At 66.1% G+C, this 21,409-nt stretch carries 21 protein-coding genes; 7 read left to right on the forward strand and 14 right to left on the reverse strand.

The annotated features are described in order from the left end of the window. Positions 1–67: 67 nt before the first annotated feature. The 4 genes from ASE13_RS01260 to ASE13_RS01275 are packed head-to-tail and all read right to left on the reverse strand — an operon-like array spanning position 68 to position 1,958. Complete coding sequence (locus tag ASE13_RS01260; protein WP_056610391.1) at positions 68–1,126, reverse strand: ribonucleotide-diphosphate reductase subunit beta; 1,059 nt, start codon at positions 1,124–1,126, stop codon at positions 68–70. Between the two features lies 1 nt (position 1,127). Continuing rightward, entirely contained in the window at positions 1,128–1,424 is a 297-nt protein-coding gene (locus tag ASE13_RS01265; protein WP_156404681.1) for a hypothetical protein, read from the reverse strand. Then, positions 1,414–1,635 carry a hypothetical protein gene (locus ASE13_RS01270; protein WP_056610395.1) on the reverse strand — a complete coding sequence of 74 codons (222 nt, stop codon included), beginning with the start codon at positions 1,633–1,635 and terminating at the stop codon, positions 1,414–1,416. The genes ASE13_RS01265 and ASE13_RS01270 overlap by 11 nt, the downstream gene beginning before the upstream one ends. Beyond that, positions 1,632–1,958, reverse strand: a complete 327-nt coding sequence (locus ASE13_RS01275; protein ID WP_056610397.1) for a hypothetical protein — start codon at positions 1,956–1,958, stop codon at positions 1,632–1,634. Before ASE13_RS01275 ends, ASE13_RS01270 begins: the two co-directional genes overlap by 4 nt. A 68-nt stretch (positions 1,959–2,026) precedes the next feature. Between ASE13_RS01275 and ASE13_RS01280 the strand changes: the two genes are divergently transcribed. Then, positions 2,027–2,293: a DUF2171 domain-containing protein gene (locus tag ASE13_RS01280; protein ID WP_056610399.1), complete on the forward strand. Its 267-nt coding sequence runs from the start codon at positions 2,027–2,029 to the stop codon at positions 2,291–2,293. 155 nt (positions 2,294–2,448) lie between these two features. Here ASE13_RS01280 and ASE13_RS01285 read toward each other — a convergent pair whose 3' ends face one another. From ASE13_RS01285 to ASE13_RS01295, 3 genes are all read right to left on the reverse strand, one after another. Then, positions 2,449–2,853: an endonuclease domain-containing protein gene (locus ASE13_RS01285; protein ID WP_321164342.1), complete on the reverse strand. Its 405-nt coding sequence runs from the start codon at positions 2,851–2,853 to the stop codon at positions 2,449–2,451. A gap of 120 nt (positions 2,854–2,973) precedes the next feature. Further along, a complete protein-coding gene (locus ASE13_RS01290) occupies positions 2,974–4,887 on the reverse strand; it encodes a ribonucleoside-diphosphate reductase subunit alpha (protein WP_056610401.1) in 1,914 nt (637 codons plus the stop codon). Between the two features lie 650 nt (positions 4,888–5,537). Then, entirely contained in the window at positions 5,538–6,026 is a 489-nt protein-coding gene (locus tag ASE13_RS01295) for a winged helix-turn-helix transcriptional regulator (RefSeq protein WP_056610403.1), read from the reverse strand. A gap of 88 nt (positions 6,027–6,114) precedes the next feature. Here ASE13_RS01295 and ASE13_RS01300 point away from each other — a divergent pair, with 88 nt between their 5' ends. Further along, complete coding sequence (locus tag ASE13_RS01300) at positions 6,115–6,762, forward strand: dihydrofolate reductase family protein (RefSeq protein WP_056610405.1); 648 nt, start codon at positions 6,115–6,117, stop codon at positions 6,760–6,762. A gap of 86 nt (positions 6,763–6,848) precedes the next feature. Beyond that, positions 6,849–8,450: an amidase gene (locus tag ASE13_RS01305; RefSeq protein ID WP_056614502.1), complete on the forward strand. Its 1,602-nt coding sequence runs from the start codon at positions 6,849–6,851 to the stop codon at positions 8,448–8,450. A gap of 7 nt (positions 8,451–8,457) precedes the next feature. Here the strand turns inward: ASE13_RS01305 and ASE13_RS01310 are convergent, their stop codons facing one another. Continuing rightward, entirely contained in the window at positions 8,458–8,916 is a 459-nt protein-coding gene (locus tag ASE13_RS01310; RefSeq protein WP_056614505.1) for a DUF2721 domain-containing protein, read from the reverse strand. Between the two features lie 94 nt (positions 8,917–9,010). Here ASE13_RS01310 and ASE13_RS01315 point away from each other — a divergent pair, with 94 nt between their 5' ends. Beyond that, positions 9,011–10,144: a GNAT family N-acetyltransferase gene (locus ASE13_RS01315; RefSeq protein ID WP_056610407.1), complete on the forward strand. Its 1,134-nt coding sequence runs from the start codon at positions 9,011–9,013 to the stop codon at positions 10,142–10,144. Here the strand turns inward: ASE13_RS01315 and ASE13_RS01320 are convergent. Then, positions 10,111–11,805 carry an acyl-CoA dehydrogenase gene (locus ASE13_RS01320; RefSeq protein ID WP_056610409.1) on the reverse strand — a complete coding sequence of 565 codons (1,695 nt, stop codon included), beginning with the start codon at positions 11,803–11,805 and terminating at the stop codon, positions 10,111–10,113. The two genes, ASE13_RS01315 and ASE13_RS01320, sit on opposite strands and share 34 nt — an antisense overlap. A 55-nt stretch (positions 11,806–11,860) precedes the next feature. Here ASE13_RS01320 and ASE13_RS01325 point away from each other — a divergent pair, with 55 nt between their 5' ends. Both ASE13_RS01325 and aqpZ read left to right on the forward strand, forming a co-directional pair. Beyond that, positions 11,861–12,829, forward strand: coding sequence for an L-threonylcarbamoyladenylate synthase (locus ASE13_RS01325; RefSeq protein WP_056610411.1), 969 nt, complete (start codon positions 11,861–11,863; stop codon positions 12,827–12,829). Between the two features lie 100 nt (positions 12,830–12,929). Continuing rightward, entirely contained in the window at positions 12,930–13,661 is a 732-nt protein-coding gene (aqpZ, locus tag ASE13_RS01330) for an aquaporin Z (RefSeq protein ID WP_056610413.1), read from the forward strand. A 41-nt stretch (positions 13,662–13,702) separates the two neighbouring features. On the opposite strand, the gene msrA is transcribed toward aqpZ, so the two are convergent. Next, positions 13,703–14,248 carry a peptide-methionine (S)-S-oxide reductase MsrA gene (gene msrA, locus ASE13_RS01335; protein WP_056610415.1) on the reverse strand — a complete coding sequence of 182 codons (546 nt, stop codon included), beginning with the start codon at positions 14,246–14,248 and terminating at the stop codon, positions 13,703–13,705. An 87-nt stretch (positions 14,249–14,335) separates the two neighbouring features. Between msrA and galE the strand changes: the two genes are divergently transcribed. After that, positions 14,336–15,331 (forward strand): UDP-glucose 4-epimerase GalE, encoded by a 996-nt coding sequence (gene galE / locus ASE13_RS01340; protein ID WP_056610416.1) that lies wholly within the window; start codon positions 14,336–14,338, stop codon positions 15,329–15,331. A gap of 33 nt (positions 15,332–15,364) precedes the next feature. Here the strand turns inward: galE and ASE13_RS01345 are convergent, their stop codons facing one another. From ASE13_RS01345 to ASE13_RS01360, 4 genes are all read right to left on the reverse strand, one after another. Next, complete coding sequence (locus ASE13_RS01345; protein WP_082596313.1) at positions 15,365–16,075, reverse strand: phosphatase PAP2 family protein; 711 nt, start codon at positions 16,073–16,075, stop codon at positions 15,365–15,367. 24 nt (positions 16,076–16,099) lie between these two features. After that, entirely contained in the window at positions 16,100–18,208 is a 2,109-nt protein-coding gene (locus ASE13_RS01350; protein ID WP_056610418.1) for a TonB-dependent receptor, read from the reverse strand. Between the two features lie 110 nt (positions 18,209–18,318). Then, positions 18,319–19,440, reverse strand: coding sequence for a tetratricopeptide repeat protein (locus tag ASE13_RS01355; protein ID WP_056610419.1), 1,122 nt, complete (start codon positions 19,438–19,440; stop codon positions 18,319–18,321). A 145-nt stretch (positions 19,441–19,585) separates the two neighbouring features. Further along, positions 19,586–21,334 (reverse strand): vWA domain-containing protein, encoded by a 1,749-nt coding sequence (locus ASE13_RS01360; protein ID WP_156404682.1) that lies wholly within the window; start codon positions 21,332–21,334, stop codon positions 19,586–19,588. Positions 21,335–21,409 lie beyond the last annotated feature (75 nt).

Consider the following 21,409-nt stretch of genomic DNA (forward strand, 5'->3'; position numbering starts at 1 on the left):
GCGCCGCCGGCCGGGCGCGCCGCCGAGGAGCGGGGATTAGCTTGCGCTAATCCCACGCGCGGCGCGCCTACTCCGCCGCAATCCCCGCCTTCGTGAACATATCCCCACCCTCGCCGCCGGCGTCCTCGTTCGCCGCGGGCACGGCCTTCGCCTTCTGCCGCTTGTCGAACGAGTCCCACACTTCGTTCCAGCTCCCCCGCGTCGCGCCCTTCGAATATTCCGTCGCGCGCTGTTCGAAGAAATTGGCGTGCTCGACGCCATTCAGGAGCGGCGCGAGCCAGGGGAGGGGGTGTTCGTCGATCATGTAGATCGGCTTGAGGCCGAGCTGGCCCAGCCGCCAGTCGGCGATGTAGCGGATGTACTTCTTGATCTCCTTGGGCGTCATGCCGGTCACCGGGCCGTGCTCGAAGGCGAGGTCGATGAACGCGTCCTCGAGGCGGACGGTCGTCTGGCACATGTCCATGATGTCGGACTTGACCGATTTGGTCAGGCAGTCGCGCTCGCGGGTGAAGGCGTGGAACAGGCGGATGATGCCCTCACAGTGCAGGCTCTCGTCGCGCACCGACCAGGAGACGATCTGGCCCATGCCCTTCATCTTGTTGAAGCGCGGGAAGTTCATCAGCATCGCGAAGCTGGCGAAGAGCTGGAGCCCCTCGGTGAAGCCGCCGAACATGGCGAGCGTCTTGGCGATGTCCTCGTCGTTATCGACGCCGAACTTCTGCAGATAGTCGTGCTTGTCCTTCATCTCGCTATATTCGAGGAACATGCCGTATTCGCTCTCGGGCATGCCGATCGTGTCGAGCAGATGGCTGTAGGCGGCGATGTGCACCGTCTCCATGTTGGAGAAGGCGGCGAGCATCATCTTGACCTCGACCGGCTTGAACACGCGGCCGTATTTCTCGTGGTAGCAATCCTGCACCTCGATGTCGGCCTGGGTGAAGAAGCGGAAGATCTGGGTGAGCAGGTTGCGCTCGTGATCGGTGAGCTTCTGCGCCCAGTCGCGGCAATCCTCGCCGAGCGGCACTTCCTCGGGCATCCAGTGGATCTGCTGCTGGCGCTTCCAGAACTCATAGGCCCACGGATATTCGAACGGCTTGTAGGTCTTGCGGGCTTCGAGAAGAGGCATGTCAGTACTTTCTTGAAAGATAGATATTTTGAACGATTAACGCCACCACGGGAACATAAACGAATAGAAAAAGCACCCAAGCTTCCGAAGGATTGCTAAAAAATGCCCACGCGGTTCCGATTAGAACAGCGACGCAGGTTATAACCAAAAGAATGACGGCAATTACTTTCAGCAACCACCCCGCCATCAGGACGATAGCGACCTGAAAACTGAGCTCCGCTCCGATTATAGGCATTCTCGCCCAATTCTTGATAGCTTCAATGTATAGTGCTTTAGCTAAGCTCATTTCAAAGCCCACCAATTGCCATCACCGCGACGGCCGCGAAGCCGCCGAGGAACAGGCCCAATGCGAACAGCATCATGCCGGCGATGCGCAGGGCATAGCCGGTCGCCTCTATGTCGGGCACGCGCAGCGCGCGGCGGGCGAGCGACGGACGGACGAGCGTCGTCAGTCCGACGGCGCCTGCCGCTCCGGCCAGTCCGGCCATCAAGGCGAGGCTGCGCGTCATTCGTGGTCGATCACGGTGGTGTGGCGCTCGCGGATCACGCGGTCGCGATAGACGATTTTCCGGCCGCGATTCGCGCCGACGCCGAACACGACGATGCCGAGGAAATAGCCGAAATCATACCAGCCGCCATTGTTGGGTACGGCATAGATGGCGACGTCGGGCATGATCAGCGACAGGAACCAGGCGACCGGGAAGATGAAGCCGTGCCACAGCCCGAGCAGGAAGCCGGGCGCCTGCGGGGACACGCCGGCGCTCACTTGTGTCGCGCATCCGGCGAGCAGCATCAGCGCGGCGAGGGCGGCACTGTTACGCAGACGGATCATTTCCTATCTCCTGCATCGTTCGCAGCGTTCATGCGTTGCCGAGCCGAACCAACCAGAGGAGCTTTTCCATGGCCGACGCGAGTGCAATCAGGGAACATATGGAAGTGATCGGCGCAGACGGCGTCCATGTCGGCACCGTCGATCATGTCGAGGGCGACCGGATCAAGCTGACCAAGAAGGACTCGGGCGCCGAGATCGAAGGTGCCGAGGGTTCGCACGCGGGACACCATCATTACATTTCGATCGGGCTGGTCGCCGATGTCGAGGGTGATCAGGTGCGGCTGAGCGCCACCGCGGCGAACGCAGTGCTGTTCGAGGAAGAGTCCGAGGGGTGAATTCATAGCGCGATTCCCCCTCACCCTTCCGCGGCTACGCCGCTCCCTCCCTCTCCCACAAGGGGAGAGGGAATTGGAGGTCACCATCTCCCTCTCTCCTTGTGGGAGAGGGAAGGGGCCCGCGCCGAAGGCGTGGGAAGGGTGAGGGGGCCGCATCACGCGAAACTTCCTCGCAATTCGGGCGGCAAATTCCGGGCGATCTCGGCAAGCACGCCTTCGATGTTCGTCATCACGTCGTTGTTCCAGAAGCGCAGTACGCGATAGCCCTCGGCATTGAGGAATGCCGTGCGGGCGGTGTCCCGGTCGCGGCGTTCGGCGTGCGTTGCATCGTCCACCTCGACGATGAGCTTCGCCGCGTGCGAACAGAAATCAGCGTGATAGGGGCCGAACGGGGCTTGATGGCGGAACTTCGCCTGCGGAAGCGCTTGGCGGAGTTCGGCCTTCAGCGCCTTCTCCACGGGTCCGGCTTCGCGACGTAAGTCGCGGGAGCGGAAGACGGTGATGGCCGGGAGCAGCTGGCGCTTGGTCAGGCCGTCCGCATTCCCCCTCACCCTTCCCACGCGCTTCGCGCGCGGGCCCCTTCCCTCTCCCACAAGGGGAGAGGGAGTTTGGGTGTCCTCCGGGCGGCTTACCCCTGCCACCTCACTGGCACGCCGTGCCTGGCTTGGCCAATGACCCCATCATTGGCACGCCAGGCACTCATCGTAATCCTTCGATTCGACCTGGATCTCGCGCAGGTCGATCGTGTTGTCGGCCTCGACGCCGCCCGCGAAGCCGGCGCGCTGGACCGATTTGGAGCGGAGATAGTAAAGCGACTTGATGCCGAGCTCCCACGCGCGGAAGTGGAGCATCAGCAGGTCCCATTTCTCGACATCGGCCGGGATGAACAGGTTCAGCGACGCCGACTGGTCGATATAGGGCGTGCGATCGGCGGCGAGCTCGAGCAGCCAGCGCTGGTCGATCTCGAAGCTGGTCTTGTAGCAGTCCTTCTCTTCCTGGCTCAGGAAGTCGAGGTGCTGGACGCTGCCGCCCTGCTCGAGGATCGAGCTCCACACGCCTTCGGAATTCTTGCTCTTCTCGCTGAGGAGCTTCTCCAGATACGGGTTCTTGACCGAGAAGGAGCCCGACAGCGTCTTGTGGGTGTAGATGTTCGCCGGGATCGGCTCGATGCACGCGCTGGTGCCGCCGCAGATGATCGAGATGCTCGCGGTCGGCGCGATCGCCATCTTGCAGCTGAAGCGCTCCATCACGCCCATCTCGGCGGCGTCGGGGCACGGCCCGCGCTCGACCGCGAGCTGCATCGAGGCTTCGTCGACCTGCGCCTTGATGTGCTTGAACATCTTGAGGTTCCACGACTTCGCCATCGCGCCTTCGAAAGCGAGGCCGCGCGCCTGGAGGAAGGAGTGGAAGCCCATTACGCCCAGGCCGACCGAACGCTCGCGGCTGGCCGAATAGGCGGCCTTTTCCATGCCCGGTTCGGCGCGGTCGATATAGTCCTGCAGGACATTGTCGAGGAAGCGCATCACGTCCTCGATGAAGCCCTTGGCGTCCTTCCACTCGTCCCAATTCTCGAGGTTGAGCGACGAGAGGCAGCAGACCGCGGTGCGCTCGTTGCCGAGATGGTCCTTGCCGGTGGGCAAAGTGATCTCGCTGCACAGGTTCGACGTTGACACCTTGAGGCCCAGATCGCGGTGATGCTTGGGCATGTTCGAATTCACGTGATCGGCGAACACGATGTACGGCTCGCCGGTGGCCAAGCGAGTCTCGACCAGCTTCTGGAACAGCGCGCGGGCATCGACCTTGCCGCGCTCCGACTGATCCTTCGGCGAACGCAGCGTCCATTCGGCACCGTCGCGCACGGCTTCCATGAACGCGTCGGGGATCAGCACGCCGTGGTGGAGGTTCAGCGCCTTGCGGTTGAAATCGCCCGAGGGTTTGCGGATCTCGAGGAACTCCTCGATCTCGGGATGCGAGATGTCGAGATAGCAGGCGGCCGAACCGCGGCGCAGCGACCCCTGCGAGATCGCGAGGGTGAGCGAATCCATCACGCGGACGAACGGGATGATGCCGCTGGTCTTGCCGTTGAGGCCGACCGGCTCGCCGATGCCGCGGACATTGCCCCAATAGGTGCCGATGCCGCCGCCGCGCGAGGCGAGCCAGACATTCTCGTTCCACGTATCGACGATGCCGCCGAGGCTGTCGGGCACCGAATTGAGGAAGCACGAGATCGGCAGGCCGCGCCCGGTGCCGCCGTTCGAGAGGACCGGCGTGGCGGGCATGAACCAGAGCTTCGAGATATAATCGTAGATGCGCTGGGCGTGCGCGGCGTCGTCCGAATAGGCCGAGGCGACGCGGACGAAGAGGTCCTGATAGGTCTCGCCGGGAAGGAGATAGCGGTCCTTCAGCGTCTCCTTGCCGAAATCGGTGAGGAGCGCGTCGCGCGAATGATCGACCTCGAGCGTGTAGAGCTGCGGCGCGACGGCGCGCGTGTCCTGGTCCTTGCCGGACTTGCGCGGCTTCGCCTTGGTCCCGGCGGCAATCGTGGCTTCGGCGACGGTGTCGTTCACGCTGTTTTCCGTGTCTCTGAATTCCATGTCATCCGACCCCTTATACCCTTGCACGCGCCTCCTTCCGGGAGGCCTCGGTGCGACTCGGGAGCGGCTTGGCGATGGTACCACCGCCACGGCTCCGCGCGAGAACAAAAAGTGACCTTCGCGCGGTCTGCCGGGCACGATAGAGCCTGTTCCGCATATGGGTATGCGGTTGCGGTTCTACCAGTAGTTGAGCCTGCCCCTCAGTCCTACCACTACAGATTGTGCCAAACCGACTCCCGGCACAAGGGGTTAAATCACCGGTTAACCACACGGTTCGTCGCTAAAATGACTCGACTCACGGACGGCAGGCGTACGCTACGGGCCGCGACGCATGGTCAATCCTCGGGTCCCGCAAAGGCAAGAGAACACAGCGCGAACCAAAAAAATATTCCGGGGGAGGAATCGGTGGACACAATGGGTAGTGGTGCGGCTGGAGACCGATCCAGCGCGTTCGACGCAGCACCAATTCCATAGGCCGTATCGACTTCAGCCGCGCAACGCCCCTCCCTCCAAGGGAGGGGCAGGGGGTGGGTGCGAGCGTCAGCGAGCCCACCGAGATGCTCGGGAGAAGAAGGAAAGGCCAGGCATCGAGCCCGGCCTTTCCTTACCCACCCCTAACCCCTCCCTTGCAGGGAAGGGAATCTGAATGCCTAATCGCACCCCGCCAGTTCGCGATACGCCGCCCCGAGCCGCTCGGCGACCGAAGGACCCGGCCGGGGCGCGGCCCCCAGATGCGTCGCGCGCAGCTCATCCATGAACTGCTCCCACATCGCCGGGCCGCCTTCCTCGAGCAACTGGCTGCGTATCGCGAGCTCGGGCGTGACGGGCAGATGCGCGCGGCCCCAGGCCCCCATCATCACCAGCACGGGCACGAGCTGGATCGCCTTTTCGGTGAGGCTGTAGAGCGTCTTCTGCTTGTGGCTGGGATCGTCGGCGCGGCTGACCAGCCCCGCCGCTTCGAGCCGTTTCAGCCGATCGGCGAGGATGTTCGACGCGATTCCCTCGATCGATCCGCGCAGCAGCACGCGGAAATGGCGGTGATTGCCGAACATCATGTCGCGGATGATCACGAGGCTCCAGCGATCGCCGAGCACCTCCAGCGCGAGATTGATCGGGCAGCCCGAACGCGGCTCTTCCATTACGGCCTCCAAAAAAACCGCTTGCAATATACAATCGGTTTGCGTAACTCGCAACCGGTTGCAAAATGCAAGCAGATGGAGAAAGGCAATGTCGAAGGTTCGCGTAAGTGCATTCAGCATCTCGATCGACGGATATGGCGCGGGGACGGATCAGAGCGTGGAGGATCCGCTCGGCCGGCGCGGCGAGGAGTTGCACGGCTGGGCGTTCGAGACCCGGACCTTCCAGACGATGTTCGGCAAGGAAGGCGGCTCGACCGGCGTCGACGAAGGCTATGCCGCGCGGAGCATGGCGGGGCTCGGCGCGTGGATCATGGGCCGCAACATGTTCGGCCCGGTGCGCGGCGAATGGCCCAACCATGACTGGAAGGGCTGGTGGGGCGACAATCCGCCCTATCACTGCCCGGTATTCGTGCTGACTCACCACGAAAGGCCGCCGCTCGAGATGGCGGGCGGCACGGTGTTCCACTTCGTCACCGACGGCATCGAGAGCGCGCTCGCGCAGGCGCGGGCCGCCGCGGGCGCGCGCGACATCCGGATCGGCGGCGGCGTGGCGACGATTCGCGAATATCTGGCCGCGCGGGCAATCGACGAGCTGCATATCGCCGTCTCACCGGTGCTGCTCGGCAAGGGCGAGGCGCTGTTCGCCGGGCTCGACCTCGATGCGCTCGGCTATCGCGTTGCCAAACAGGAGGCGGGCGAGAACGCCGTGCATTTGACGATCGTGCGCGGCGACTGAGTGGTCGCGCTCGGACCAGCTTCGGCTGGCGCTCGGTAGCACGTTCGCATAGCTTCGCCCCCGGAATCGGCGATTTGGGGGCGAAGATGCGGCACTGGCTAGCGGTTGCGGCTTTGGTTTCGGCAGTGCCGGCGGCGGCGCAGGGTGTCGTGCCCGCCAGAGTGTCGGCCGCGGGCGCGGCGGTCGCGGAGAAATCGATCGACGAGCTCCAGGCGATGTTGGCGTCGGGAAAATGGACCAGCGCACGGCTGACCCAGGCCTATCTCGACCGGATCGAGGCGATCGACCGCAAGGGGCCGACGCTGCGATCGGTGATCGCGGTTGCGCCCAATGCGCTCGAACAGGCGCGGGCGAGCGACGCGCGGCGCAAGGCGGGCAAGCTGCTGGGACCGCTCGACGGCATTCCGGTGCTGATCAAGGACAATATCGACATCAAGGAGCTGCCTACCACCGCGGGCAGCCTCGCGCTCGTCGACAACCATGTGGGCCGCGACGCGCCGATGGTAATGCTGCTGCGTGTGCAGGGCGCGGTGATCCTCGGTAAGACCAACTTGAGCGAATGGGCGAACATCCGCTCGAACAATTCGATGAGCGGGTGGAGCGCCGTCGGCGGGCTGGTGAAGAATCCCTATGCGCTCGATCGCACGGCCTGCGGTTCGTCGAGCGGATCGGGGGCGGCAGTGGCGGCGAGCCTCGCCGCGGTAGCGGTCGGGACCGAGACCGACGGTTCGGTAGTCTGTCCCTCGGCGATGAACGGGCTGGTCGGATTGAAGCCGACCCTCGGGATGGTCAGCCGCACCCATGTCGTGCCGATCAGCCATAGCCAGGACACGCCGGGGCCGATGGGGCGCAGCGTCAAGGATGTCGCGATCCTGTACTCGGCGATGATCGGCATGGATCCCGATGATCCGGCGACCATCGATGCGAACAATTATCGGTCCGATTATGCCGCCGAGCTGTCGGCGGATGCGCTCAAGGGTATTCGCGTCGGCTATTGGAAGCCCGAAATGAGCGCCGATCTCGCCGCCCGGTTCGACAAGGCGCTCGACGAGCTCCGCGCGGCGGGCGCGATCCCCGTCGAGGTCAAGATGCCCGAGCTCAAGGGCCTCGGCGATGCCGAGAGCGAAGTGCTCTACACCGAGCTCAGGGACGATCTCGCCGCCTATCTCGCCACCACGCCGGCTTCGGTGAAGGTGCGCACGCTCGCCGACGTCATCGCCTTCAACGAGGCGAACAAGGCGGCCGAGATGCCCTTTTTCGGGCAGGAGAGCTTCCTCAAGGCCGAGAAGACTCGCGGAACCCAGGATCCCGAATATCTCGGCGCCCGGGCCAAATCGGCGCGGCTGGCGGGCATCGAGGGAATCGGCGCGATGCTCGAGGCGGCGGACGCGCAGATTCTCGTGACGCCGACCTATGGCACGCCGTGGCTGAGCGATCCCGCGCATGGCGACCAGTTCAGCGGTCCGTCGGCGAGCGAGCTTCCCGCGGTGTCGGGCTATCCGCATCTGACCGTGCCGATGGGGCTCGTCGGTGGCCTGCCGGCGGGGCTGTCGTTCATCGGCACTGCCGATAGCGACGGGTTGCTGCTCAGGGCAGGCTATGCGTACGAGCAGGCGACGCATGCCCGGGTGGCGCCGCGTTATCTGCCGAGTGCGCCCGCCGATCTGGGGCCGCAGAAGCGCAGGTGAACCGCGTCTATTTGCCGTCGAGCTCGAGCAATTCCTCGCGAACGTGGATCGCGCCGAGCGACATGCGCACTTCGATCAGGAAATAGACAAGGCCCGTCATCAGCAGCAGCATCGAGACGACGAAGGCGACCGCGACCATCGCGCCCACGTGCAGGCCGAACAGCCGCGAGACGAACATCAGCGCCACCACGAAGCAGATTGCCAGCGCGCTCGACACGCACAGGAAGATCGCCATGTTGATCACCGCGATGCGCCGGTCGATCAGTCGCAGTTCCCAGACATGACGGTCATGCTCGGGGCCGGTCGAACGGGGGTGGAGCAGCTCGAGATCGCGTGCCCGATCGACGATGCGCGCGAGGCGACCCACCATCACGTTGAGGATGGCGCCGATGCCGGCGAGCAGGAACACCGGCGCGATCGCGCTCTGGATCGTGTCGGCGACGGTGGAGAGATAGGGGCCTGACATCATCGCGTGTGTTATTACCTGCTCCTGCCTGCGCGTGAAGACGCTAAGAACAGGCTCACCGGTTGGTAACCGATGTGCGGCTACTATCCTCGCGATGACCAAGCCGATGCCGCTCGATGAATTCACGCGCCTGCCGCCGGCGCTCGTGGCCGACTGTGTCGACGGGCTGGCCGCCGGGATCGACGCGGTCGCCGCGCGCGCCGCGCCCTCGCACCGTTTCCTGCGCTATGGCTGGTTCGCCGCGGCGCTGCGTGCCTATGGCGGCGCGGCGCGGACATTGACCGTCGTGCGCGAAGGCGAGCCGGCGGTGGCGCTGCCGATCGTCGGCGCCGGCCCCGCTTGGCTTGGATTGGCGAGCGTTCCCGGCTGCTATTGGCCGTTCCGCAGCTTCCCGGTGCGCGACGATGCCGGAGTCGAGGTCGGCGAGGCGCTGCTGGCGCGGCTCGGGCGCGAGGCCAATGCATTGCGGCTGGGGCCGGTCTATGACGGCGATCCCGGGCTGGAATTGCTGAAGGCGGCGGCGCAGGCACAAGGCTGGGCGGTGCTCGACCGCTTCGTCGCGGAGAGCTTCCTGCTCGACATCGCCGCATTGCAGGCCGAAGGCACCTGGCCGCGCAATTCGACGCTGCGCAAGAACCGCTTCCACGAAAAGCATCTCGGCAGCCATGGCGCGCTCGACTGGGACTTCGTGTCGGGGTCGGGCTGGGACGGAGCCGCCTTCGACGCCCTCGCCGAGGTCGAGACGAAGAGCTGGATCGCCGCGCGGACCGACGGATCGGACGCCAAATTCACTATGGAAGGGCATGGCGGCTTCTGGCGCGCGGCTTCGGCGGATCCGGTGATCGCGGAGATGATGTGGGCGGCGGTACTACGCGTCGACGGGGCGCCCGCGGCCTTTTCGTTCGATCTCAACGCCGGCGCGCTGAAATATGCGATCGCCAACAGCTATGACCCCGCCTACGCGAAACACTCGCCGGGCAAGCTGCTTTACTATCGCAATCTCGTCCGCGGGATCGAGGACGGCATCGCTTGCGTGGATTGGGGCGCCGGCGACAGCGGCTACAAGCGCGTGATCGGTGCCGAGCGCGGCCCGGCGATCCGCGACTGGCTGTTCGTGCGGCCGGGCTTTCCCGCGCTGGCGGGCAGGATGCTGCGGGGGTTGTGGCGGCGCAGCGGACATGCCCAACCCAAGGTTCAGGCTGCGAACGCCTCCGCGTCGATCGAATAGAGGACATCCGCCGGCGCCATCGCGGCAGCCTTGAGCCCCATCGCCTCGGGGATGATCTGCTCCACATAGAAGCGCGCGGCGGCAGCCTTCATCTTGAGGAAGGCAGGGTCGCCCTCGGATCGCGCGGCGATGCGGCCGCTTTCCTCCATCAGCCAGCCGCACACGGTGACCGAGAGCATCGTCAGGAACGGATAGCTTGCCGCGAGCCGGTCGTCGGTTTCGGCGCCGAGCAGATGGCGCGCGACTTCCTCGCAGGCATCGATCAGCCGGAGCAGCTCGGCATCCTCGGCATCGCCGCGCAGCTCGGCGAGCAGGCCGAACAGCGTGCCGCCATTGTCCATGCCTAGCTTGCGGCCGACGAGGTCGGCGGCCTGGATGCCGTTGGTGCCTTCGTAGATCGGCGTGATCCGCGCATCGCGGAAATGCTGGGCGGCACCGGTCTCCTCGATATAGCCCATGCCGCCATGGACTTGAATACCGAGGCTGGCGACTTCGTTGCCCAGATCGGTGCCATGCGCCTTGGCCAGCGGCGTGAGCAATTCGACGCGGGCCTGCGCGGCCGTGTCCCCGGCGCGGCCGCGGTCGAGCTGCCCGAAGGCGTAATAGACCAAAGCGCGCGCCGCCTGGGTCTGTGCCTTCATGCGCAGCAGCATGCGGCGGACATCGGGATGCTCGACGATCGCGGCGGGTGCGCCGGCGCGGACGCCCTGGATGCGCTCGCGGGCGTAGGTCACCGCGCGCTGGGTCGCGCGCTCGGCGACCTGCACGCCCTGCAGGCCGACATTGAGGCGGGCGTTGTTCATCATCGTGAACATCGCGCGGATGCCGCCCATCTCGCCGCCGATCAATTCGCCGATGCAATCGTCGTGATCGCCGAAGCTGAGCACGCAGGTAGGGGAGGCGTGGAGCCCCATCTTGTGCTCGATCGAGACGACGCGGACGTCGTTGAACGCGCCCGGATTGCCGTCGGCATCGAGCCGGTATTTGGGCACGAGGAACAGCGACAGGCCCTTGGTGCCGGCGGGCGCATCGGGCGTGCGGGCGAGGACGAGATGGACGATGTTGTCGGCCATGTCGTGGTCGCCGAACGAAATGAAGATCTTGGTGCCCTTGATCCGGAACGTCCCGTCGCCGACCGGTTCGGCCTTGGACTTGAGCGCGCCGACATCCGATCCCGCCTGCGGCTCGGTGAGGTTCATCGTGCCGGTCCATTCGCCGGTCGCGAGCTTCGGGAGGTAGAGCGCCTGCTGCTCGGGCGTGCCATGATGCATCAGCGCCTCGATCGCGCCGACGGTGAGGATCGGGGCAAGTGCGAAGCCCATGTTCGCGGTGCCGAGCGTCTCGAGCACGGCGATCGACAGGCTGACCGGCAGCCCCTGTCCGCCATATGCCTCGGGCGAGCCGATCGTGCCCCAGCCGCCCTCGACATAGGCCTTGTACGCTTCGGCGAAGCCTGCGGGCATCGTCACGCCGTTCTCGCTCCATTTCGGCCCGTCGGTATCGCCTAGCCGGTCGAGCGGCGCCCATTCGCCCGCGGCGAACTGGCCCGCGCCTTCGAGCACCGCATCGGCCATTTCAGCCGCCTCGGGACTGATCTCGGCGAGGCCGACGATATGCTCGAGGACGAAGCGCTGCTCGGCGATGGCGGGGGTGAAGCTCATGGTCTTCCGGGGGCCTCTCTTGTCGTCTTGTTTCCCGCGCTATAGCCCCGCCCGGGTGAGCCCGACAAATCCCCGCATCTTACCCTACGGCGCGGCCGCGATCGCCGAAGCCGCGGCGGTGATTCGCGCCGGCGGCTGCGTCGCAATGCCCACCGAGACGGTCTATGGCCTCGCCGCCGACGCGACCGATTCGCGCGCAGTGGCGGGGATCTACGAAGCCAAGGGGCGGCCGAGCTTCAATCCGCTGATCGTGCATGTGCCGGATCTGGCGGCGGCGGAGCGGATCGCAGTGTTCGACGAGGCTGCACACGATCTGGCGACGCGCTTCTGGCCCGGGCCGCTGACCTTGGTGCTCCCCCTCCGCGAGGATGCGGGAATCGCGGCCCTTGTCACTGCCGGACTCGATACGATCGCGATTCGTGTCCCCGATCACCGCGCGATGCAGGCGCTGCTCGCGGCAGCAGGCGTGCCGCTGGCGGCGCCTTCGGCCAATGCGAGTGGGTCGATATCCCCGACGCGTGCGGCGCATGTCGCGGCGAGCTTGGCGGGGCGGATCCCGCTGGTGATCGACGATGGGGCTACGCCGGCGGGGGTGGAGTCGACGATCGTGCGGGGGAACCGAGTTTTGCGGCCGGGGCCGTTGAGCCAGGCCGATCTGTTTCGCGGCGAAGGCCGGGGCCCGGTTACCATGCAGCCCGAAACTGGGCCCCGGCCTTCGCCGGGGAGCAGTGAGGGAGTTACGGCGCCGGGCCAGCTCGCCAGCCATTATGCGCCGGGCAAGCTTTTGCGCCTCGACGCCACCGAGCGGCGGGACGGCGAATGGCTGATCGGCTTCGGCGCCATCGCCGGCGATGATACGCTCTCCGCGAGCGGCGACCTTATCGAAGCCGCGGCGAACCTGTTCGACGCGCTCCACCGCGCCGATGCCGGGCCCGCCGCGGCGATTGCGGTGGCGCCGATCCCCGAGACCGGCATCGGCATCGCGATCAACGATCGGTTGCGCCGGGCCGCCCATCCGCGCTGAACGTTACTTGGCTTTACTTTACTTTCGCCTGCGCGGAGTTACACTTCAGTGCCAGTTCCCAAGTATTTGAAGCGGAAGCAAAAAACAGCGGGAGGAATTCATGAGTAACCTGCAACGCGGGCTTGCCGAGCTGATCGGCACCTTCTGGCTCGTCTTCGGCGGATGCGGCAGCGCCGTGCTTGCCGCGGCCTTTCCAGACGTCGGCATCGGGCTGTTGGGCGTGAGCCTCGCCTTCGGCCTCACGGTGCTCACCATGGCGTATTCGATCGGCCATATCTCGGGTTGCCACCTCAATCCGGCGGTCACCTTCGGCCTCTGGGCCGGCGGCCGTTTCCCGGCGAAGGACATTCCCCTCTACGTCATCGCGCAGGTGATCGGGGCGGTGATCGCCGCCGCTTTGCTCTGGTACATTGCCAGCGGTGCGCCGAATTATGCCGGCGGGCTCGCCTCGAACGGTTTCGGCGAGCATTCGCCGGGCCATTATGCCTTCCACGCCGGGCTGGCGATCGAAGTGGTGCTCACCTTCATGTTCCTGCTGATCATCATGGGATCGACCGACAGCCGCGCGCCCGCCGGCTTCGCGCCGATCGCGATTGGTCTCGGGCTCACGCTGATCCACCTGATCTCGATTCCAGTGACCAACACCTCGGTGAACCCGGCCCGCTCGACCGGTCCCGCTTTGCTCGAGGGCGGGATTGCGCTCCAGCAGCTCTGGCTGTTCTGGGTCGCGCCGATCGCCGGGGGGATACTCGGCGGGCTGGTTTACAAAGTGCTCGGCGCCGAAGCCGCAAAGCGCCCGCCGATCGAAGGCGAAGCGCTCCCGGCCGAGTAGAAAGTCAAAATCCTCCCTCGCTTCAGCAAGGGAGGATTTCGCTACGCCGTCGCGCCTTCCTTCAGCCGGTTGGCGAAGCTTTTCCGGAGCTTCCGCAGCTTGGGGGGGATCACTGCGAGGCAATAGGGGTTACTCTGGCCCTCGCCCTGCCAATATTCCTGGTGATAATCCTCGGCGGGGTACCAGTCGGTGAGGGGCTCGATCGTGGTGACGATCGGCTGGGGCCAATCGGGCCGGGCACGCTCGATCGCCGCATAGGCTTCGGCCTCCTGCTCCGCAGAATGCGGGAAGATCGCCGAGCGATATTGGGTGCCGATATCGTTGCCCTGGCGGTTGAGCTGGGTCGGGTCGTGCGTCCCGAGGAAGACGTCGAGCAGTTCGCCATAGCTGATCTGATCGGTGTCGAAGGTCACCCGGATCGCCTCGGCATGGCCCGTGTCGCCGCCGCACACCTGCTTGTAGGTGGGGTTGGGGACGGTGCCGCCGATATAGCCGCTCTCGACCTTGCTCACGCCGATCACGTCGTTGAACACCGCCTCGGTGCACCAGAAGCATCCGCCGGCGAGCGTCGCGGTTTCGACTGTCATTTCATTCTCCTTGTCGCGCCCAAGATAGGTGGGGCTTGGCGGAGCGCAATCGCGGCCCTAGGCGAGGCGCGACAAAGGGAGACGGGCATGCGCGACGGTACGGTGCTGGTGACGGGCGGTGCGGGCTATATCGGCAGCCACGCGGTGCTGGCGCTGCTCGATGCGGGGTGGAAGGTCGTCGTGGTCGACAACCTCGTCACCGGCTTCGACTGGGCGGTCGACAAACGCGCGAAGCTGGTCGTCGCGAATATCGAGGACGAAGCGACCATCCGTGCGACGATGCGCGATGAAGGCGTGGTCGCAGTGATGCATTTCGCCGGTTCGGTGGTGGTGCCGGAGTCGGTGTCCGATCCGCTCAAATATTACCGCAACAACACCGTCGCGAGCCGCTCGCTGATCGAGAGCGCAGTGGCGAGCGGCGTGAAGCATTTCATCTTCTCTTCGACCGCCGCGACCTATGGCATTCCGGAGAAGGTGCCGGTTTCAGAGGACAGCCCGAAGGTGCCGATCAATCCGTACGGCATGTCCAAGCTGATGACCGAGTTCATGCTGCGCGACGTCGCCGCGGCGCATCCGCTCAATTATTGCGCGCTGCGCTATTTCAACGTCGCCGGTGCCGATCCGCAGGGCCGTTCGGGCCAGTCGACCGCGGGAGCGACGCACCTGATCAAGATCGCTGCCGAAGCGGCGACCGGCAAGCGTGCGGCGGTGTCGGTGTTCGGCACCGATTTCGCCACCGAGGACGGCACGGGGGTGCGCGATTACATCCATGTCAGCGATCTCGCCGCCGCGCATGTCCACGCGCTCGATCTGCTGATCGCGCGGCCGGAGGAGAGCCATACCATGAACTGTGGCTATGGCCGCGGCTTCTCGGTGCTGCAGGTGCTCGACGCGGTCGATCGGGTGACCAACCGCAAGATCGACCGTAGGCTGGAAGGGCGTCGCGCCGGCGATCCCGACGCATTGGTCGCCGACAACAGGAAGATCCTGAGCACCTTGCCGTGGCGCCCGAAGCACGACGATCTCGAGGGGATCGTCAAGGACGCGCTCGCCTGGGAGCGCAAGCTGGGTGAGCGATCCTGACTCAATCCTCCCCCGCTAAAGCGAGGGAGGATTTTATGATTTGCGAAACATCCGGAGCTCCACACTCCACCAGAGCAGCGCCCAGCAGCTGCCGAACGCCCAGCCGGCGAGGACGTCGCTGGGCCAGTGGACGCCGAGATAGACGCGGCTGATGCCGATCAGGCCGACCAGCAGCATCGCGACGGCGAGTATGAACCCGCGCATCCGCCAGCCGCGCACCACCGGGAAGAGCAAAGTGGCGAGCGTCAGATAGACGATCGCGCTGTTGGCGGCGTGGCCGCTCGGAAAGCTGCTCGACGCTTCCTGCATCAGCTGCTGGACGAGATCGGGGCGCGCGCGGGCGATCAGCACCTTGACCAGGGTCACCGCAAGCGCCCCCAGTGTCGTCGCCGCGATCACGAGCACGGCCGAGCGGAACCGTCCTTTCAAAGCGAGGAAGGCGGCGGTGACCAGCACCACCATCGTCAGCACGGTCGAGCTGCCGAGTGCGGTCACGTCGCGTACCGCCGAGGGCAGCCAATGCGGTCCTAGCGGCTGTTGGGGATGCCCCGGCACCCGCATCGCGAGCATGATCGCGCGGTCGAGTTCCGCGACGTCGCCTTCCATCACTTCGCGGCCGAACCAGAACAATGCCAGCAGCAACAGCGCCACCGCGCCCAGCGCAAAGATCGGCCAGGGGATGCGGCGCGATGCCGCACTCTCGGGTTTCAGTTCAACGACCGGTTCGGGGGGCGGACCTTCCATCCGCCCCCTAATGCCGGATCAGGGTCAGAGTTGCACCCTTAGCGTCGCGCGCAGATCGCGCCCTGCGAGCGGGGCATAATCCTTGAGCACGCTGGTATGGCGGCGCGCCTCGACGTCGAAGATGTTGTTCGCCGAGAGCATCAGGCTGGTGTGCGAGCCCGCGCCGAACGGCTTCCACGAGACCGACGCGTTGACGAGGGTGAAGCCGCTGGTCGGGGTCTCGAAATCGGTGACGCGATCCTGCTCGAAGCTGTGCTCGATTTCGACCCGGCCGGTCAGCGCGTCCGACTGCGCCTCGAGCCCGCCCATCACGCGCAGCGGCGGAATGCGCGGCACCGGCCCCTGATCGACGATGTCGGCATGGACGTAATCGGCGAGCGCATCGGAATTGATCGCGAAATTGCCGAGCTGGGCGAGCCGCGCCGATCCCTCGACTTCGAAGCCGTAATAGCGGGCGTCGGCCTGATTGTACTGGAAAACCGGCAGGTCATCCTCGATCGCGCCGGTGGGCGCGTCATAGATATAGTCGCTGAACCAGTTGTAATAGGCCGCGGCCGACAGGCTCCAGCCGTCGCCCGAGCCCTTGAGCGTGCCTTCGACTCCCCAGGCCCTTTCGGTGGTGAAGTCGGGGTTGCCGATCTCGAACGCCTGAGTGCCGGCGTGCGGGCCGTTGGCGAACAATTCCTCCTGCGTCGGCGCGCGCTCGCTGCGCGAGACGTTGATGCCGAGGCGGAGATGATCGGCGAGCGCGTAGCTGGCGCCGAGCGAGGCGGAGAGGCTGTCGAAGCTGCGATCGTAGAGCGGATTGCCGATATCCTGATCGGCCTGCGCGCGCAGGCTGTTATGCTCGTAGCGCAGCGCCGCCTCGGCCTTGAGCGCACCGAAATCGAGCGACTGGAGCGTGAACAGGCCGAACTGGTTGCTCTCGGTGCGCGGCAGGAACTTCTCCTCGCCGACGATGCGGGTGTTGCGCGTCGAGAACTGGCCGCCGGTGACGCCTTCCCACTCGCCATGCGTCTCCTGGACCAGTTCGAGCCGGCCTTCGAAGCCCTGGCTGTAGAAAGTGGTGCCGACCTCGCCGGTGTCCTCGATCTCGCTGTGCTGATAGTCGGCGGCGGCGAGGCGCATGCGGATCTGGTGGATGCCCGCGGTCTCGGTGAGGATGTCGCCGCGCACGTCGAGGCGGGTCTGCTTCGCATGTAGCCGGACCGCTTCGGCGTCGACCGCCGGGTCGAGCGAATAGCGGATCGGTACGCCGTACAGGCTGTCGTAGCGCGACACCGAGAAGCCGAGGCTGCCGCGGTCGTCGACGATCGCTGCGCCGCCTGCGATGTCCCAGGTGCGTGCCGCGGTGTTGGGCACCTCGCCCTCGAGATCGGCCAGTTCCTGGATCGCGGGATCGGCGCTCGCTGCGGCCTGCGCGCGCAGTGCGGGAGTCAGCACATAGCCGCCGCCGCGCATGTCGCCGGTCTTGGTGTAGCTGCCATCGGCATGGACGACGAGCTTGCCCGCGACGGGCACGTCGACGGCGCCCGAGGCCGAGCGTTCGTCGGACGCGCTGCCATAGGTCGCGATTCCGTCGGCGTGGAACGGGCTCTCGGGCATGCGGCGCGGGATGCGACTGTCGATGACGTTGACCACGCCGCCGATCGACGAGGGACTGAACAGCAAGGCCGAGGGGCCGCGCAGGACCTCGATGCGATCGGCGGTGAGCGGATTGATGATCGCGGCGTGATCGGCAGAGGTGTTCGACACGTCGATGCTGCCGATCCCATCGATCAGCAGCCGTGCGCGATCGCCGGTGAAGCCGCGCAGCACCGGGCGCGAGGCATTGGGGCCGAACGAGGTCGCCGAGACGCCGGGCTGCTTTGCCAGCGTCTCGCCGATCGTCGGGCGCATCTCGCGGGTCAGTTCCTCCGCCGCGAGGATCGCAGTGCCGCCGAGCACGTCGGCAGTGGCGCGGGCGCGGGTGCCGGTGACGACGATCTCCTGATTGGGCTGATCATGGTCCTGCGCGTCGGGATCCGGGGCATCGGCGGGCGTGTCCGAAGTCACGGGGCTCGGCGGTTTCTCTTCGGCATGTGCCGGCAGCGCGATGAAGGTGGCGGTGGCAAGCAGAAGAATACGCAGCATGAAAGATCCCCGAACTCCAGGATGTGCTGCGCTGCGGTAACGGCGATGATATAAAGTATCAGTAGCCTTTGTCGCTTTTATGCGACGGTGGGCCGCGTGCCACGATGCTATTACTCGTCGCTACCCTCGAGGCGCGGATCGATCCTGATCGCGCGCTCCCAGTCTTCGCGTGCGCGCCGGGTTTCGCCTTGCCGGCCGAGAAACAGGCTGCGCTGATAATAGTTTCGCGCGGCGTTGGGGGCGAGGCGTACCGCCTTGTCGAGATCGGCCCGCGCCCCACCGGTGTCGCCTTTCTGCTCTCGGGCGAGGCCGCGGTTGAGCCACGCGAAAGCGAATCCCGGTGATTGAGCGATCGCACGGTCGAACGCGGCGATCGCGGCGTCACTGTCGCCGCGCCAGGCTGCCGACAAGCCGTCGGCGACCTGCGCCGCGGCGCGCCCCTTGCGGCCGCTGGCCGAGGGATCGACCAGCTTCTTGCAGGCGGCGAGGCTTTGCGCGGAATCGCGCACCGTGCAGGCATCCCACGCGCCATTCTCGGCTGCCCTGGCGACCGAGCGGACGCGCTTGGCTTCCGCACGTTGGGCGAAGCCGCTGGCGGCGATTCGCGAGCCGGTGACGACGACCTCGGCTTCGTCCCGTGCGTCTGCGCTGCGTGCCGCCATCTGGGCAGGCGAGGGTGCGGGTTCAGGCGCCGGTGGCGGAGGAGGTGGGGGCGCGACCGGGGCAAAGGCCGGCATGGGCTCAGCCGGTGGCGGTGGCAGGGACTCCGCCGCCAGCTCGGCGACCTGGCCCATGGCGCCCGGTTTCGCCGCCGGACTGCTGCCCTCTCTCGCGGGCGACGAAGGATTGGCGGTCGGCGTATTCGCTCGGGCGTTTTGCACGGTAGATGGCTGCGCAGCCGGTGACGCCACGGCCGGCGGGCCTGCCGGCACCGCCTTCTGCGCTGCCGGTTGGGTCGGCCGGCTTTTGGGTGTGAGCTGGTCGCCATTCGAGAGCCAGATCGGTACCGCGATCACGCCGACCAAAACGGCGGTGAGCAACGCGCCGAATTGCGGTCGGCCGAGCAGCGACCAGCGCGATGCGGGCCTAACCGGGCGTGGCGGCGCCGCGGCGGGAGCGGGTTCCCCACCGTCGAAGCGCAGCATCGCCGCCTCGATGGCGGCATCGCGCCGTGCGTTGCGGGGCAGCGGCGGCTCGGGCAGCAGCGCCGAGAGGTCTTCGTCGCCCGCCATTCAGAAGCCCCTGCCCGCGAAGTTGCGGGAATCGAACGATCGGCGGCAGGGAACGGAAAGCGGCATTTGCCGACCTTATAGCTGCAATTGCGGGCGGGTCGAATGCGGGCGCGTGCGGCGGCGTGGATCGCCGCACGCGCGCCTTCTACCGGCCGAGCCGCGCCAAAGACGCGGCGGTCTTGGCCTGGCGGACGAGCTGGACGAACTCCGAGCGATAGCCGAACCCGTCGTCGCCGCGCGCAGCCAGCGCGATCCGCAGCACGTCGTCATAGCTCATCGTGCCGCTATATTTGCCGCCGCGCAGCAGCTCGGCAAAGCCGGCCACGCCGGTGGCGAAGCGCGCGTCACGCGGCGCGTCCTCGAAGCGGGCGACTTCGACCGCGCGATTGATCGGAGTCGAGATCAGCCGGCTCGTATTCGCCTTGGGCGTCTTGTAGCGGATCTTCACGAAGCCGTATTCGCTGCCCAGTCCCGCCTGCCGTTGTGCGACTGGAGTCGAATAGCGCAGGTCGCCGATCGCACGCGGGCCGCCTACGGGCACGATCTCGTAGAGCGCGGTCACCGTCTGCCCGGATCCCACATCGCCGGCATCGACCTTGTCATTGTCGAAATCCTCGCGCGCCAACATCCGCGTCTCATATCCGATCAGGCGATATTCGGCGACGGTGGCGGGATTGAACTCGACCTGGATCTTCACGTCTTTGGCGATCGGAAACAGCGTGGAGGTTGCTTCATCGACCAAAGTCTTCCGCGCCTCGCTCACCGTGTCGATATAGGCCGCGGCGCCGTTGCCGTTCTGGGCGAGCGTCTGCATCAGCGCGTCGTTGTAATTGCCCATGCCGAAGCCGAGCACCGAGAGGAACACGCCCTTGCCGCGCTCGCGCTCGACAAAGCCCTTGAGTTCCTCCTGATTGGTGATCCCGACATTGAAGTCGCCATCGGTGGCGAGGATCACGCGGTTGACGCCCTGCGGATCGAGATTCTGCTCGGCCAGCGCATAGGCCTGGCGGATGCCCTCGGCGCCCGCGGTGCTGCCCCCGGCGCCGAGCCGGTCGAGCGCTGCGAGGATCTTGCCCTTCTGGCTCGCCGGGGTCGGCTCGAGCTCGGTGCCGGCGCTGCCCGCATAGGTGACGATCGCGACGCGGTCGTCGCCGCTCAGCTGGTCGAGCAGCATCGACAGCGACTGCTTGACCAGCGGCAGCTTGTTGGGCGCGTTCATCGATCCCGAAGTGTCGATCAGGAAGACGAGGTTCGCGCGCGGACGCGTCGCGCGCTGGATCTCGTAACCGCGGATGCCGATGCGGACGAGCTTGCGGCCTTCGGTCCAGGGACTCGGGAACACGGCGACATTGGTGCTGAACGGCTGATCGGCCGAGCGTGCGCCGGCATAATCATAGGGGAAATAGTTGATCATCTCTTCGGTCCGCACCGCCGCCGGCTGGGGCAGGACATTGCCGTTGAGCGAGGCGCGCACGAACGAATAGGACGCGGTGTCGACATCGATCGAGAAGGTCGAGACCGGCTCTTCGCGTGCGACCTTGAACGGGTTCTCGGCGACGCTAGTGAATTTGTCGCGGCCGACATCCTGGTAATAGCCCGGTAGCCGGCGCTGATCGGAGGGCGCAAGGGCGCGCGCCGCCATCTTGCCGGTGACCGCCATCGCCGGGGGCGGGGGCGGTGCTGGAGCGGATACCGGCTCCGGAGCCGGGGCGTATTGGGCCATGTCGGCGGTGCGGGCGCGTTGCTCGGACGCGATCCCTTCTGCCTTGTACCCCGTGACGACGATTTCCCCTACCGGCGCGGGCGCGGCGGCTTGCTCGACGGCGGACCCGGTGCACGAGGCGAGCAGCATGGCGGAGAGGCTGCCGGCGATCAGAAGATGATATCGGGGCATGAGATACTCCCTGACGAAAGCGGTGCGTGATTGCCCGCCTGTCACTGGGACGCCGCTCCGCCGGATTTCCTTGGA

Origin of the sequence: Sphingomonas sp. Root241, from assembly GCF_001428865.1 — a bacterium.
GTDB lineage: Bacteria > Pseudomonadota > Alphaproteobacteria > Sphingomonadales > Sphingomonadaceae > Sphingomonas.

Coding starts and splice junctions, on each gene's coding strand:
- ASE13_RS01260 (WP_056610391.1), bottom strand. CDS start 1,126: ATGCCTCTTCTCGAAGCCCGCAAGACCTACAAGCCGTTCGAATATCCG.
- ASE13_RS01270 (WP_056610395.1), bottom strand. CDS start 1,635: ATGACGCGCAGCCTCGCCTTGATGGCCGGACTGGCCGGAGCGGCAGGC.
- ASE13_RS01275 (WP_056610397.1), bottom strand. CDS start 1,958: ATGATCCGTCTGCGTAACAGTGCCGCCCTCGCCGCGCTGATGCTGCTC.
- ASE13_RS01280 (WP_056610399.1), top strand. CDS start 2,027: ATGGCCGACGCGAGTGCAATCAGGGAACATATGGAAGTGATCGGCGCA.
- ASE13_RS01290 (WP_056610401.1), bottom strand. CDS start 4,887: ATGGAATTCAGAGACACGGAAAACAGCGTGAACGACACCGTCGCCGAA.
- ASE13_RS01295 (WP_056610403.1), bottom strand. CDS start 6,026: ATGGAAGAGCCGCGTTCGGGCTGCCCGATCAATCTCGCGCTGGAGGTG.
- ASE13_RS01300 (WP_056610405.1), top strand. CDS start 6,115: ATGTCGAAGGTTCGCGTAAGTGCATTCAGCATCTCGATCGACGGATAT.
- ASE13_RS01305 (WP_056614502.1), top strand. CDS start 6,849: ATGCGGCACTGGCTAGCGGTTGCGGCTTTGGTTTCGGCAGTGCCGGCG.
- ASE13_RS01310 (WP_056614505.1), bottom strand. CDS start 8,916: ATGTCAGGCCCCTATCTCTCCACCGTCGCCGACACGATCCAGAGCGCG.
- ASE13_RS01315 (WP_056610407.1), top strand. CDS start 9,011: ATGACCAAGCCGATGCCGCTCGATGAATTCACGCGCCTGCCGCCGGCG.
- ASE13_RS01320 (WP_056610409.1), bottom strand. CDS start 11,805: ATGAGCTTCACCCCCGCCATCGCCGAGCAGCGCTTCGTCCTCGAGCAT.
- aqpZ (WP_056610413.1), top strand. CDS start 12,930: ATGAGTAACCTGCAACGCGGGCTTGCCGAGCTGATCGGCACCTTCTGG.
- msrA (WP_056610415.1), bottom strand. CDS start 14,248: ATGACAGTCGAAACCGCGACGCTCGCCGGCGGATGCTTCTGGTGCACC.
- galE (WP_056610416.1), top strand. CDS start 14,336: ATGCGCGACGGTACGGTGCTGGTGACGGGCGGTGCGGGCTATATCGGC.
- ASE13_RS01345 (WP_082596313.1), bottom strand. CDS start 16,075: ATGGAAGGTCCGCCCCCCGAACCGGTCGTTGAACTGAAACCCGAGAGT.
- ASE13_RS01350 (WP_056610418.1), bottom strand. CDS start 18,208: ATGCTGCGTATTCTTCTGCTTGCCACCGCCACCTTCATCGCGCTGCCG.
- ASE13_RS01355 (WP_056610419.1), bottom strand. CDS start 19,440: ATGGCGGGCGACGAAGACCTCTCGGCGCTGCTGCCCGAGCCGCCGCTG.
- ASE13_RS01360 (WP_156404682.1), bottom strand. CDS start 21,334: ATGCCCCGATATCATCTTCTGATCGCCGGCAGCCTCTCCGCCATGCTG.